The 15044-nt window shown below is 44.0% G+C and carries 12 protein-coding genes and 1 pseudogene; 11 read left to right on the top strand and 2 right to left on the bottom strand.

Going from position 1 to position 15044, the window contains the following annotated elements:
* Positions 1-70: 70 nt before the first annotated feature.
* Positions 71-1975 (top strand): hypothetical protein, encoded by a 1905-nt coding sequence (locus HMPREF1152_RS01805; protein WP_009643351.1) that lies wholly within the window; start codon positions 71-73, stop codon positions 1973-1975.
* Positions 1976-2292: 317 nt separating this feature from the next.
* On the opposite strand, the gene HMPREF1152_RS01800 is transcribed toward HMPREF1152_RS01805, so the two are convergent.
* Positions 2293-3024 (bottom strand): lysophospholipid acyltransferase family protein, encoded by a 732-nt coding sequence (locus HMPREF1152_RS01800; RefSeq protein WP_009643502.1) that lies wholly within the window; start codon positions 3022-3024, stop codon positions 2293-2295.
* A 267-nt stretch (positions 3025-3291) separates the two neighbouring features.
* Here HMPREF1152_RS01800 and dtd point away from each other — a divergent pair, with 267 nt between their 5' ends.
* Entirely contained in the window at positions 3292-3741 is a 450-nt protein-coding gene (gene dtd, locus HMPREF1152_RS01795; RefSeq protein WP_009643433.1) for a D-aminoacyl-tRNA deacylase, read from the top strand.
* A gap of 224 nt (positions 3742-3965) precedes the next feature.
* Here the strand turns inward: dtd and HMPREF1152_RS01790 are convergent, their stop codons facing one another.
* On the bottom strand, positions 3966-4400 hold the full coding sequence (locus HMPREF1152_RS01790) for a hypothetical protein (RefSeq protein WP_198004065.1): 435 nt from the start codon (positions 4398-4400) through the stop codon (positions 3966-3968).
* Between the two features lie 382 nt (positions 4401-4782).
* Here HMPREF1152_RS01790 and HMPREF1152_RS09805 point away from each other — a divergent pair.
* From HMPREF1152_RS09805 to HMPREF1152_RS01745, 9 genes and pseudogenes are all read left to right on the top strand, one after another.
* Positions 4783-5850 (top strand): annotated as a pseudogene (locus tag HMPREF1152_RS09805) (YeeE/YedE family protein).
* Positions 5851-5872: 22 nt separating this feature from the next.
* Complete coding sequence (locus HMPREF1152_RS01775) at positions 5873-6100, top strand: sulfurtransferase TusA family protein (protein ID WP_009643507.1); 228 nt, start codon at positions 5873-5875, stop codon at positions 6098-6100.
* Between the two features lie 190 nt (positions 6101-6290).
* On the top strand, positions 6291-9299 hold the full coding sequence (locus tag HMPREF1152_RS01770) for an InlB B-repeat-containing protein (protein ID WP_009643352.1): 3009 nt from the start codon (positions 6291-6293) through the stop codon (positions 9297-9299).
* Between the two features lie 258 nt (positions 9300-9557).
* Complete coding sequence (locus HMPREF1152_RS08885) at positions 9558-9698, top strand: hypothetical protein (RefSeq protein ID WP_009643348.1); 141 nt, start codon at positions 9558-9560, stop codon at positions 9696-9698.
* A gap of 136 nt (positions 9699-9834) precedes the next feature.
* Positions 9835-10029: a hypothetical protein gene (locus HMPREF1152_RS08880; protein ID WP_009643432.1), complete on the top strand. Its 195-nt coding sequence runs from the start codon at positions 9835-9837 to the stop codon at positions 10027-10029.
* Between the two features lie 323 nt (positions 10030-10352).
* On the top strand, positions 10353-11684 hold the full coding sequence (locus tag HMPREF1152_RS01760) for a sensor histidine kinase (RefSeq protein ID WP_009643453.1): 1332 nt from the start codon (positions 10353-10355) through the stop codon (positions 11682-11684).
* Positions 11666-12523, top strand: coding sequence for a response regulator (locus HMPREF1152_RS01755; protein ID WP_009643347.1), 858 nt, complete (start codon positions 11666-11668; stop codon positions 12521-12523). Before HMPREF1152_RS01760 ends, HMPREF1152_RS01755 begins: the two co-directional genes overlap by 19 nt.
* 209 nt (positions 12524-12732) lie before the next feature.
* Positions 12733-13647, top strand: coding sequence for a DMT family transporter (locus HMPREF1152_RS01750; protein ID WP_009643498.1), 915 nt, complete (start codon positions 12733-12735; stop codon positions 13645-13647).
* A 68-nt stretch (positions 13648-13715) separates the two neighbouring features.
* Positions 13716-14813, top strand: coding sequence for an ornithine cyclodeaminase family domain (locus HMPREF1152_RS01745; RefSeq protein ID WP_009643402.1), 1098 nt, complete (start codon positions 13716-13718; stop codon positions 14811-14813).
* Positions 14814-15044: the final 231 nt, after the last annotated feature.

The raw sequence follows: 15044 nt of genomic DNA, 5'->3' as shown, positions 1-15044 counted from the left end.
GGAACAGCTTGAGATGAGCGTTGTATGCATCAATCGTTACTACCTACATGATGATTAAGGAAAGAATAACATGAAAAAACACACACTTATTTCAAAGTTATCCGGTATTTTCCTATCCTTTGCCATAATAATGACTATGTTACCATATCAGGTTATGGCAGACGATTCGGGAAATCGGGATGAAGCAGCTACGACAAAAAAGGCTGCTGCAGCACATGTTGTTAAAAACAACGGTATTGCAGATGGCAAAGGGACAGCAGTCGGTGCTCGGGCAAAAGCTGCAAAAAATCACAAATTGGAACGAGTATCTACATCGGAGATGGCTGCAGCAACTATTGCTGTTGTCGATACAGACGGCAAGCCTATAGAAGATGGATTCCTGTTTGATCTCGATGATCCGGAGATTAGCCTCCAGCGGGAATATAAGGTAAAAGACGGCAAGATCAAGATAGCGATGCGTACCGGCAAGGAGTATAGACTCGGCATCTCGTGGAATGAACCAAAATTCAATGATTATAAGCTGATCGATGCTGATCCCAATCTCGATACTATTCCTATGGCGATTCCTTCGGAAGGAAAGGGAGCCGTATGGTATGACAGACATACAAAGACTATGAAAGAGGACAAACCGATTTCAGTTATTAGGCTTCAAAAGCTTAACAGTCACGACGATAACTCAGGTTCAGGAGGAAATGGATCCGAGCCGGCACCTGGGCCTAAGGAGAAGGTGAACAAAGGAGAAGTCGTTAATGTTAAGGATATCAAGGTCGAGACTGAGGATGGTAAGCCTCTTCCTGACGGAGTTCAGATTGACGTGTTTGATATGACGGAGTTTGAATGGACACAGAAGCTGTATGTAAAAGACGGCAAGATATCCGGTGTCAAGCTCAAGGCTGAACGTCAATACAAAATCGGCATGGATGTGCCACGTAATAATCCTTTCTATAATGATTATGAACTTACCGGTGCATACAAAAGCAAGCATCTGATGGGAGTCTACGGCAGGTACCAGAACGATTATCCGCTTTACTACGATTATGACGAAGGCTTTGATGCTCCGGAGAAGCCTATTTCGAAGCTGGTGTTTCATAAGTTGAAAAATGGCGAGGACTCCAAGCCAATTGAGAATACATCGTGTACCGTAGGACTTCTTCTATCCAACGAAGGGTATGCGCCAAAGGGAGAACTTCCATTTAAGCTTATTCGCAAGGATAACGGCAAGATAAAGAAGTCTCCAAGCAAAGGGGAAGGACTCGATTTGGTTGTAGAGGGTGGAGTTAAGTATGAGCTTGTACTTGATAAGAATGACACCTACAAGATGAGAGATAAAATCGAGTTCACGATGAAAAAGGACCGCAATGGTGTGTATCAGCCTGTGCGGGAAGGCTATGATGTCGAGGATCTGAACGGAAGACTGACACTTGACTATATCCATCTTGTGAGAATTGATGGCAAGAAACCGAACGGCGATAATATAGAAGAGATACCTTCTGATTATCATATACTGGGTGACGTTACTCCGGTATGGAAGGCGGGAAGCGGAGATATGCTGTTCGTTATTAAAGCCAAGTCTAACGACAAGAACACCTTCAATCACTTCAAGGGTATTGAAGTTGACGGTGTAGCGGTAGATAAGAAGGATTACACCGCGACTGCAGGAAGTGTAAGAATTAGCCTCAAAGCAGAATTCCTGAGCAAACTGAAGCCGGGAAGACACAAGCTCAAAGTTAACTTTGATAATGGATCAAGCGAGTCGGAGTTTATGATAGCTGCAGCAAGTATTTCAAATAACGGAACGGCTCCACAATCGGCAAAGGATAAGGTTGCTAATAAGGCAGGTACACGTGTTAAGTCTGTTAAGACCGTTAAGACCGTTAAGACCGGTGATGAAACCGGACTCGGTTCATTGCTCTTGCTTGTAATGGCGGCAGTAGCATTTGTGTATGTAAATGCTCTGAGAAAGAGAAAAAACTAGACGAGAGAGACAAAAGTATTTTTGAGCCACAACATCATGATAAGAAAAATCCTGACAGAAAATCAGGCTCAAGAGAAGTTCCTCTCGCAATAAAAGCAGTCCTTTTCAAGTGATGGTTCCTGGGCGACGCACAGGCCGAAGCCTTGCTCATAAGCATAAATATGGGGTTCCGCATGTGATAACCAGAACCGTTGTCGAAAGAACTGTGTACGCTGCGAGTGTGTTGGTCAGGAACGGACATTGGGAATAATTAATTGCCTCTTAACTGAGCGGGAGATACGGACTTTCGTACGCACCTCCCGCTCTTTTGATATTTATTATCTGTACTTCGCAATTCCCGTCCTGATCAGATCCTCAATCTGCTCGTGTGCAGCATTTTGTTCCTCGCGGCTCATTGCCTCGAAATGAACGGTAGGATGTATCACCACCTTGATTGTTCCGGCGTTGAAGGTGTTATGCTCCTCAAAGATTTTATAAGAATCGATAATCGAAACCGGCACGATTGGAACCTTGGCTTTCTGTGCAAATTTAAAGCTGCCCGGTTTGAAGTACCCCATATCGTTGCTATGGCTTCTCGTACCCTCCGGGAAAATCGCAAGCGTATATCCGTTTTTGAACAGCTCAGTAGTTTCTTTGAGCGTTTGTATTGCAGCACGTGGATTGCCTCGGTCAATAAATACAGACTCGGTTCCACGTATGACATCGGCGAGAGGTTTGAGCTTTTTTGTCTCGGATTTTGCGATAAATCCAATCTGCGTCGAGCGAAATGCGTCGATTAGAGCATAGATGTCAGCATAGCTCTGATGGTTAGCGACTACAAGGTAAGGCCCTTTGTTCGGGATGTTCTCGGGATTGATAACGTCAACCTTGATTCCCAGTGAAGCGCCGGTGTGGTCACAGAAATAATCCTCACCCTTCCTGATGATGCGCTGCGCCTCGGCGTGGTCGCCGCGAGATTGAGCGGCTCTAATTGCAGGCACATTCTTAAGATATTTGCGGAAACCTCTGTAAACTTTGTTAATTGCGATTGTATTTTTTAAAGGATTCATAATGACCTCCAAATGTTGTGTCGAAGTTTTCAATATAATGCTATAATTCTATGCAAATATGCGAGAAAAATCAAGAAATGATAAAAACCCGCAGTAGGCTTTGTATAGAACCTGCAGCAAGCTTTGGCGATGGTGGATAAGTGTATTCAGAATATTTCGTATGAGTGATGAAACTGCCAAGAGTATGGATGCACAAGAGGTCGCACAGATGTACAAACCTACAGACCTGCAAATATACAGACATACAGACGATATTGAGGAGAGGATATGAAATTTGTTATTCAGAGGGTCAAGCACGCAGAGGTAACTGTGGATGGAAATACAATCGGGATGATCAGCAAGGGCTACATGGTGCTCATCGGTGTTTCCAATTGTGACGACGAGGTGATTGCCGATAGGATGCTCGACAAAATGATCAAGCTCAGGATATTTGAGGATGAAAACGGCAAGACTAACCTCTCGTTGGCAGACGTAGGCGGCGAGCTGCTCCTCATATCGCAGTTCACCCTATATGCGAATTGCAAGAAGGGGAATCGTCCGTCCTTTATCGAAGCGGGTGCACCGGACAAGGCAGAGCAGTTATACGAATACATAATTGATAAGTGCAAATCTCGTGTACAAGTAGTTGAGCGTGGTGAGTTCGGTGCCGATATGAAGGTAGGCTTGCTCAATGACGGTCCGTTTACGATAGTTCTGGACAGTAAGGATATTATGTGAAATTAACATAATATACATAATATAAACAAAGAAAAAAGACGAAAAAACGCCAGTTAAAGCAACTGTACCGACCTTCAATCGTCAGATTCTCAGTCTAACAATTGAAGGTCGGTACAGTCAATTAGCTATTTCCAGTAGCCTTCTTTTATTAATACTTGCTCTGTCCAAGCGGGTTTCACTACTTCTGTCTTAACACTCTCCTGAATGTTTGAAAACGTGCCGTCTCATCCGGGCAAGTGATTGCTTCGGATATATCTTTTCTGTGCATCGCGCAGCGCTTCCATTGAGCTGTATGTACCACCCTTGCATGAATACACCGTGGTAGTGCGTGTTACAGCAGGGTGAGTGACGTATTTATAAACCGGAGGAACCCAGGTTTTGCCGGACTTATCCGAATTCTTTTTGGCTTCTTCTTTTGCAGCTTTACTATTCTTATCATTCTGCTGACTTTTGGCAACTGCTGCCGAAGGGTCACTCTCTGTCTCTGTTGATGCCTCGGATTTATTCTTTGCGGACTTATTAGAAGTTTGACCCTTTGGGGTAGTTTTAGCATTGGTAGAGGATGTGCTCCTGTGAAAACTGAAGCCTCTACTATTATCGACACCTCCCACCGTAGAAAGTATAGAGTACTGGATAAGAGTGCTCGCAATTGCAATCATAACACACAATAGGATGGGAAATGACGATTTGCCGGTGCGACGTCCCTCCTTACGTTTTCCCGTAAGTTTATTAAATATATTGCTCTCTTTGCTTTGTTTTAGCAATTTCATTATAAATATACAGTCCTTTTTATTTTTTTACAATTAGATAAACAGTTGATTTTGCATATGCAGGCACAGAGGTCGGAAGAAAAATGCGTAGCCGTACTATTGATAATCCGAATGACACGCGCGCAAATATAGGAAATACCTATAGATGCAAGCAAGCAAACCATAGTTGGCTTAAAAGCTCATCGCATTATGTTACAATATACACAAAATTTATTTCTAAGTAAACAGGTGATAGCCAATGAATAAATTTTCATACACGGTGTAGAGATGAATGTTTTCTGATGGACGCACCGGTTATGTTGGAAATGGGGGTATAATGGCGCTAATATTAGGATTGCTTATCGGAATAGCGTTTGGCTTCGTGCTCAAGAAGAGCAGAATCTGCTACATGGGCACTATAAGGGATATATATCTTGAGGGCAGAAATTATAATCTGCTGCTTTTATTTGCCACGATTTTTACGGAGTCGATATTGTACAACATATTTGTGCTCACCGGATTAGTTGCGGATGGATATGTTTCGTGCTTTTCGCTGGTAGCTTTACCTGTTGGCAGCATGATGTTCGGATTCGGAGCTGTTATGTCCAGCGGTTGTCTCACGATGTCGCTTGTCAAGTCGGGTGATGGTAGAATCATAGGGCTAATTTCACTGGCTACATTTGTGCTGGTAGGCTATTTCTTTTCCGCCGGCAGAGGCCGTTTCTTTGCAGGCAAGTTTATCCAGACATATGAAGTTTTTGATAAAGAATTGATAGCTGATGCTCGCATCAGGCTCGTTCTGTCGGGACTTGTTATAATTCCCGTCTATATAGCACTGTGGAGACATAACAAGAAGAAAAGGAAAAAACGCTATGGCACAGGTGTTCATAATAAAGACATCTGGTTTATATTTTCCGGAATTGTGCTCGGGATAACGTTTCCTGTGAGTGAACACTTCGGCAGAATTGGAGGCTTTGCCATAACTTCTCCGATACTGTCATATCCTTATGCGATATTAAAGCCTAAACAGATTGTCGGGGGATGAAACATCTATGACCAAAGTTTTGGTCTGGGTAGTATGTTAGTGCTTGGAATAGTTGTAGGATCTCTGTTGACTTCTCTGGAAGACAGGGAATTTCATGTGATATTGCCCGGCAAGAGGCAAATTATTAAGACTGTTATAGGTAGTTCAATGATGGCCTTCGGTGCGCTTGTTGCAGGCGGATGTATAGTTGGGAACGGGTTGGTGAAAACCGCACAGTTTTCAATCAAGGCTTGGATAGCACTGATTTTCATAGCCATGGGAATATGGCTTGCTGCATACATCTTTTATGCGGATAGAAGCGGTAAGAAAATGTAATTTCATACAGGAGGAGAATAACATGGAAAAGATTGTAAGAGATGTAAAAGGGCAGGATTGCCCGATTCCACTGATCACCTTAAAGGATGCACTCAAGGATGCAGAACCGGGACAGGTTATAGACATAAGCTTTACATGCCCGGAAGCCCTTAACACGCTTCCTGACTATTGTGATGAACACGAGCTTGAGATCTTGTCTCTCGACAGACAAGCTGATCGTTCGTGGAAAATAACCATCCGCAACCATTAGTAACGTATAGATACGGAATTATATGCATCAGGGTAAAGCTTCATCGTATAGAATTAAATTATATTAAAATACTCATATAAAATATTTATATAGTTACTGTGCGGCAGGAACTTCCTTGATATTATATCCCAGTACTCTAAAAATGTAGGGGTATTATTACTATTGTTAAATTTATTTCAAGGAGGAACAAATGGGATGGATTTATAAATCCGGGAAGGCTTCAGCCGTCTTGGCGACAATCCTCGCTGTTATAATCGTCGGCGCATTTGCTTTGCCGAAAGCTGCTGCTGCGTATACAGAGAAGGATAGTGATCTCCTTTATTCTACCGAAAAGGTAGTGATGAAGGGCATGCCTGTCCAAGATAAGGACACAAAAAAACCTATAACCGAACCTATCAAATTCAGATATTGGGATGCCACATTGCAGGAATTTCAAGGTGTGGTGACATCTAAGAACGGTGTTCTGCCCGATGTGGAGCTGTTCAAGGGTCATCATTATATCTTCTATGCAGAGGATGCAAATTACACCACATACAATCCTAACGGCAAGGGAATCAATATATATCTAGTCATGAATGCGACCGGTTCTAAGGCTATCAATGATAGATATTATGCGGGTAAGGGAAGCCAGATAATCGATGCCTTCCTGATGACCAAAAGAAGCACTCCTGAGGCGGACCCCGAGAATGCGAAGAGGGTCGATGTAAGCCTGCCGGTATTTTATGAAAAGGACGATAGCGACGATTTCGACTTTGGAAATACCAAGATAAGATTTACCAGCGACACTGATGTAGTGGAAGTTCCTATCAAGTTTGGATATGCTAATGCTAAACTAATCGAGGATATGAATTATACGGTTACTGCAGTAAGCGATGATTTTACACTCGATCCGTTCCCGTTGACTGTCAAGGATCACTCGGAAGACGGGAGAGGTAAGGCAGCATACATGCATTTCTCTTGCAGCGCAGTAAGCTATATTTTCCTCAAGGATAAGAGTGATGCGCATAACAAGGACACTACTATTACAAGTACTTCCGGCAACACAAGCATTACAGGCACGAATTTTATGAAAGGCAACTATATCCTTCGTGACAGAATTCTCAACAAAGAGATCCCTGAACTCAAAGGTAAGGATTATCAGGTTGTAGACATTGATACGATCAATCTCTACAGAAACGAGCTTTCTAAGATTGCTGCCGGTGATTTCAAGGTAACAACGAAAATTCCGGCGGGTAAGACTGTAAGCAAGGTGTATTACATTGATAAAAATGGTACGCTTCACGAAGTACCAAGCAAGCAGGATGGCGAAAAAGTTACATTCGACATGCATTCTGTAGGAGTATATAACAATGTAATCCTGTTCAAGGATAAGAACGCCCCTGAGTTTGAGGTATCCATCAATGGATATGCAAATTGGAAAGATGCTCATACTATTGAGGCAAATCTCAGCAGTGACGATTTCACCATCCCTGAGGGCGGTGCGTCACATGTATATTTGATGTCATATGATGGTAGCGAAAGAGTTTACCTGACAAAGGACGATCAGCTGATCAAGCAGGGCAACAAGCTCATAGTCAAGCTGAAGAATAAGAGCTATCACGACTATAACAAGTTTACTGAGTTCGGCCTTTCGGTAGGAGCGATTGAGAGTGCTGACGGTGGAGCAATGAAGAGTGCGGCAGGGGCACATCTTGGAGCACCTGTTAAATTCACGCTTAAGAGTATTTCATATGAGAAGCCTCTTGAGAAGGAGTACAATGCAGGTACAATCGTTGCTAATATCACAGGAAAGAATCTCTATTTCGGAGAGCCTCAGGGTACTACATCCAGCATTCTTCCAGAAGTGACGATTAATGGGCAATTTATAGGTTCAATTAACGGACAGCTTAAATTTGACATTAAGGTCATTGATGATGAGCATGCGAAGATAACCGTAAGCAATATTCCGGAGAATACTACCGGTAAGGATCAGAAGTGGGCTGTACGTATAAATCGTGGCTGGGCTATACCGCTAACCCCGGAGACAGGCGGAAGTGATTACGTAACTATCAAGGCTAAGAGTGGTACCACCCCAACACCGGCAGAATACACAGTTACATTTAACAGCAATGACGGAAGTGCAGTTGCTAATCAAATTGTAAAGCAGGGTGATAAGGCCAGCAAACCGGCAGATCCGACTAAGAATGGATATATATTCGCAGGATGGTATGCGGATAGTGCATGCACTGTATCGTTCAACTTTGACAATCCGATAACCGCAAATACTACTGTATATGCAAAGTGGACTAAGAAACCTGTAGAGCCAACCATGTATACCGTTGCATTCGACAGCAACGGCGGAAGTGCGGTCGCAAGCCAAACAGTGAAGGATGGAGAAAAGGCAGTTATACCGGCAGTTCCTACTAAGGCCGGACATAAGTTCGATAAGTGGATGAATGGAGCTGTTGCATACAACTTCGATGCTCCGGTAAAAGGCAATCTAACACTGACTGCCTCGTGGATTGCAAATACATACAACGTGTCGTTTGATACAGATGGCGGAAGCGCTGTTGCAAACCAGAATGTAAAGTATGGTGATAAGGCTAGCAAACCGGCAGATCCTACTAAAAAGGGATATGTATTTGCAGGATGGTATACTGATAAGGGCTACAAAGCTGAGTTCGACTTCACTAAGGGAGTTATGACAAATACCACAGTATATGCAAAATGGAATGCAGAAGCACCACAACCGGTTGCAGGCTATAAATTTACGGACGGCAAGGATGCGGTGTGGAAGTCCGGAGATTTGAAGTTCAAGGTTGAAAATCCTGATGTCGACAAGAATGCTGCAGGGGACAAGGTCTTTGACAGATTCCTCGGCATCGAGGTAGATGGTAAGCCTGTTGGCAAGGCAAACTACACCACAAAGCCGGGAAGCCTTGAGATCACGCTCAAGGAGAACTTCCTTAGAACGCTTGGCGCAGGCAGACATTCTATCAAAGTTAACTTCCGCGGCGGCGAGTCTGCAGCTACCAATTTCACGGTAGTAAAGGCAGGAACTGCTCAGAACGGAGTTAATGGCGTTAATAAGGGCGGTACTTCACATAACAAGGCGGTCAAGACCGGCGACAGCTCGAATTCGTTTGCAGATGCGCTTGTGCTTCTTCTGTCAGGATCAACACTGGCAGGAATTGCTGCATACAGAAGAAAGAGAGCTTAATTTGTAGCGGGTTCGCACTAGCTAATTCGAACAAGAGCAAGTTCAATGCGAATATGGGTCGGCTCAAAATGAGCAGCCGACTGATTCGCAAATAATATCAAACATAATACACTCCGATTCCCGACGGTGGGGATTGGGGTGTATTTGTGTTGTATGGGGTTTATTTAAAATGACCGTCTCATTATTGGAAGTTGACTTCCAATAATGAGACGGTCATGGTAAAATATGAAATGAAAATCCAATATAAGAGGAAGTAAAATGTATATAAGAAAAATGTACCTTGATAAACTGATTGCATTTAAAGATACAGATTTCATCAAGGTGATTACAGGAGTTAGAAGATCGAGGAAATCTGTACTGTTGAAACAGTATATGGACTATATATTTTATCGTCGATAGTGGACTTAGAAATCAGGCAGTCAGTTATAAGGAAGGGAATAACGGGAACAGACTTGAGAATATTGTATTTTTAGAACTTGCAAGACGAGGATATACGATAGATGTTGTAAGGCTTGATGATAAGGAAATTGATTTTATGGCAAGAAAAAATCAAAGTATTGAATATTATCAGGTTACATATCAACTGCCGGCAAACTCACATGAAACGGATAATCTGCTGATGATCAAGGACAATTTCAAGAAGTTCGTTATAATAGGGAGGTATGAAGGTGTTGATAATATCAATGGTATAGAGATTATATATATAGTGGATTGGCTATTAGAGGATTAAATTGACATGAGTCGCGGACTGTATATCTCAATGGGAGATACCGCTGAACGGATAGAATTTTAACGTTAAAATAGTTAAAATAAATATAGAACGGTTACCTTTTAGTTAAATAACTACATGCTTGCTGCTAAACATGTGAGTTGGCGAGCATGTTTTTTATTGTCTGAAGAGATTAATGAAATTATATGGCAATTTGTCAAAAAGGGTCTGTAACGTTCTTTGTGCTGTATGGATCTTGTACGGGATTTATTTTTTCTGTTGATACATTAGTAATCCGTATAATATACTTTCATATGTAAACGCATGAGCTATAGGGAGAGTATATGAACAGCTATTTGGACAGAATCAAGAATGTGTTGATGATTGCACTGATAATATCAGTGGCTGCGCAGATTAATATCGATGCGCCTCACGTAGCACCGGGCTTCGTGTTTGCGATTGATGTCATTGTTCTTGACGTGTTCATTTTCTGCTTTTTAGACAAATACACAGCGATGCAGATTGCGTTAATCTCTGCAGTCTTCTCTCCTACCTTTAGATTTATCACATCTATGAAGGCAGGTGTCAGTATGGTGGAAAATGCTGTTAATTGCTTTCCGGACGCAATCTTTTTCATAATATACGGAATCATCATATCTCTGTGTGTCAAGGCATACATGGGCAGGCGAATACCGCTGCTGAATTTCTGCATATCCGTTTTTCTTGCAGATTTTCTCGGCAACATAATTGAAGTTTACTTCATGTCCATAATAAGGGCGGATAACTTTGTTACCATGTACATGTTCAACACTTTGCTTGTTATTGCGCTGGCAAGAACGGGGATCTCGCTTTTTATTATTGTCACTATGGAATATTATATGCATGTGCAGACAGAGAGAGCACATAACCGAAAGATTCAGTTCATGGTCAATCAGAGCGTTACAATAGCGGACGAGATGCGCTTCATCCTCAACAACAAGGAGGATGTAGAACGGGTGCTCAAGGAAGCGTATGCGCTGCACACAGATATGAAGGACGCGGACATGCCGGAGGAGTTTACGAAGAGGGCGCTTGAAATTGCCCGTGGCACTCATGAGATCAAGGGCTGCTATCAGGAAATTCTGGATACTCTGGATAATCTCAACAGAAATGCTCACGGCGAACCGGACCTACTGATGTCGGAAATTCTGAAATTCATGAAGAGTAACATCCTGAAGACTGCGGCGGCCAAGCACATGGACGTGGAATTTGAGATAGATCAGCGCATGGATTACAAGGTCAGCGAGAGCTATAAGACTATTTCAATCCTGCGAAACCTCACGGTTAACGCGCTGGAGGCGTTCGAGGGTTCGGATGGGAAGATTCGCGTAATGGTTGCGTGGTGTAGATACAGCAGTATTGGACCGTGCCATCGCATAGAGGTGGAGGATAACGGTCCAGGGATCGATGAAGCGGATATGGAGACAATATTCCTGCCGGGGTATTCAACCAAGATGAATATGGATACGGGCTTCGTACAGCGTGGCCTGGGGCTGTCCTTGGTTCGCGACTATGTAGAAAATGATTTTGGCGGCAGGATAAGAGTTAAGAATAGAAAAGACGGTGGCACGAGGTTTGTAATCGAGATTCCGCCGAGTAAATTCGAGGAGGAGACAAGATGGATTTTTACATCCTAGACGACGATATAGCGGTAGTAAAAACCCTTAAGCATATAATCAGCGACAGAGAAATCGGTACGGTTGCGGGCTACAACACAGATGTTGAATGTGCAATCGCGGACATTCGTGAGGAGCGTCCGGAGATAATTATGGTCGACTTCATGATGAAGGAGATGGATGGGATAACGTTCATAAATGAGGTCAGGAGGTTTTACCCGGAAGCTGCATTTATCATGATCTCCAAACTGTCCGATAAGTCGCTGGTCAACAAGGCGTACGATGCGGGGGTCGAGTTTTTTGTCAGTAAGCCGGTCAATGTACTCGAGATAGAACGAGTAGCCAAGAATATAATCGAGCGCATCAAGCTCAAAAAGGTCGTAGATAACATCCAAAGCGCATTCATGGAGGTGGGAGACACCGATACGCACCGTCCATCGAGGCGTGATCATCAGCCGGACAAAAAGCAGAATTGGCTGGATATGATGTTCAGCTCGTTTGGAATTCTCGGCGAAAAAGGCACATATGATATCCGCAAGATATACGAGCGCATGGATAAGTGCAATGCCGGCTACTCTAAGAGGATACTCAGCGATGTAGCAGATGTTGAGGGAGATAGTGACAAGAACGTCGAACAGCGTGTCCGCAGAGCACTCAAGAAGGCTCTGGCCAATGTGGCAGCTGCCAAGATAGAGATGGTAGAGGATGATTCTCAGATCTATGCCAAGTATGTGTTTGACCACCTGTCTATCAAGATGGAAGTGAACTATCAGGAGGGGCGCGCTCCGGCAGGAGGCAGAGTCAGCATCGCCAAGTTCATGGACGGAATTATGGTCTACAGGGATTTTATTGAAGAGTAGAGATATCGACATATGCCGGTCCGAGATAGCGCATCCCCTATATGTAGGCCTTATGAATGCCCGGATTGAGTGTACCTCCTTTAAATTCCAAATAATATTATTTTCTCACAGAATGTTTATGAGGTTCTGTGAGTTTTTTTGAGTGCGCCCTGACAAGATAATAACGAAATTATTTCTAAATTTATTAAAGACAAGAAAGGAGTTGTCTTATGCAGAAGTCAGGTAGCGTTAAAGGTAAACTTTTACTACTATTCATCGCGGTTGCATGGGGAAGCTCAATGGTAGTCATCAAGGGCTCCACAGACTTTATCCCGCCGGGCATGCTGCTCGCGCTTCGTTTCACGATTGCGAGTATCATCCTAGCTATAATCTACCGCAAGCAGCTCAAGCTGATAGATAAGGACTACATCAAGGCAGGACTATTTATCGGCGTTTGCCTGTTCGGTGCATACTTTACGCAGACCATAGGAGTTATGCTGGAGATGCCCGGAAAGAGCCACTTCCTCTCATCCGCATACTGCGTATTCGTACCGTTTATAGGATGGCTGGTTCTCAGAGAGAGACCTAAGCTGTATCACATCGTAGCAGCTACAATGTGCGCAATCGGTATCATCTTTGTATCAGTTGCGGGTACCTTCAGCATCAGCTTTGGAGACAGCATCTCGATTCTCAGCTCGCTATTCTGGGCAGCTCAGATTATCGCAATCGCCAAGTGGGGTAAGGATAAGGATCCCGGAATCATCACTATGCTGCAGTTCATAGTGTCGGCGATCCTGGCATGGGCATTTACGCTCACTCAGGAGACGGCGGGCAACGTACAGATCAACGGAGAGGTTGTATTTGGAGTTCTATATCTCGGTATTGTTTGCTCCGGATTGTGCTTCCTGTTCCAGACCATCTCCCAGAAGACAGAGTCGCCTACAAGCGTATCTATCATCCTAAGCTTCGAGAACATCTTCGGAATCATCTTCGGAATGGTGTTCTTCAACGAGCAGATGACAGTGAACAAGGCTATCGGATTTGTACTGATGTTCGCAGCTATCCTGATCGCAGAGCTGCAGCCTAGCTTCCTCAAGAGCAGGAAGGACAGAGAAAGAGAAGCTCGGGAGAAACTGGCATCATAAAATTCATAAACTGTACTTACAGAAATTAGACGTTATAATCAAAATCAGATATACAAGGAGGATATATTATGGCATTCGAACTAAGAAAATACACACATCCGGATTTCACAGAGCAGAAGTTTGTTGACTCGCCGGATTGCAGACTGGAGCCGGCACCGGTTGATGGAGTAGTTCCATTTGACTTCCACGCACTCAGCATCTTCCCGGAATACTTCAAGATAGACGGTAAGTGGCTCATGTGTGAAGAGAGCAGAATGGACACAGTTCCTGTATTTGACGGTGATAAGGTTCTCGCGCTCGAAGCTAGAAGAGTAAAGAAGGGCGAGCTCGTAGTCTGCGGACGTACAGAGTGCTGTGAAGAGGGAATCTACATGCACGCAGACGGTTTCAACGAGAATACCGGTGCAGCTGCAGATACATTCGCTTTCCGTACCGGCCGTTCCAGAGAGACAGCATTCTCCAAGGACTTCGATGAAATCGTTGAGCTGCTTAAGCACGAGAAGGATAACGGCAGAATCGTATGGGTTATGGGACCTGCTTTCTCATTCGATATCAAGGCTAGAAAGGCTCTTTCAGCGCTTATCTCTAACGGATATGCTCACGCAGTACTGGCCGGAAACGCTCTGGCATCCCACGATCTTGAGGGTGCATACATGAATACAGCTCTCGGTCAGAATATCTATACTCAGGAGAACGTGCACAACGGTCACTACAACCACCTCGACCTCATCAACAGAGTAAGAGCGGCCGGCTCAATGAAGGCCTTTGTGGAGCAGGAGAACCTTGACAACGGTGTCATGACAGCGGCTATCAAGAATGATGTGCCAATCGTGCTCGGCGGCTCAATTCGTGACGACGGTCCTCTTCCGGAGGTTCACGGAGACTGCTACGATGCGCAGGACGCCATGAGAGCTCACGTAAGCAAGGCTACCACAGTAATCACGATGGCTACAATGCTTCATTCGATCGCTGTCGGAAACATGACACCGAGCTTCAGGGTGCTTGAGGACGGAACAGTTCGTCAAACATACTTCTACGTATGCGACGCTTCCGAGTTCGTAGTTAACAAGCTGGCTGACAGAGGCTCCCTCTCTTCAAAGGGAATCATCACAAACGCTCAGGACTTCATCTGCAATATCGCTGATGGCCTGGGGCTGGAATACTAAGAGCAGCTGAGGTGTCCCGAGCAGTCCCGATGCGCAGGGAACGCCAAATGTTACAAATAATTTAGCACACTTAACACATTTAAATAATTGCAGGTGTGCCGACATTCCGTGAGCTTGCCGTAAGTTGCGGTGAAAAGCTGTCACACAGCGGTAATAAGGATAATAATTCGGCACACCGATCAGATTGCAATTATAGCAAGATAAGAACAAGATAACCGAAGAAGATAATTC

It is taken from the genome of Mogibacterium sp. CM50, from assembly GCF_000293155.1.
In the GTDB taxonomy this organism is placed as follows: domain Bacteria; phylum Bacillota; class Clostridia; order Peptostreptococcales; family Anaerovoracaceae; genus Mogibacterium; species Mogibacterium timidum.
This window is presented reverse-complemented; position numbering and strand designations above follow the sequence as displayed.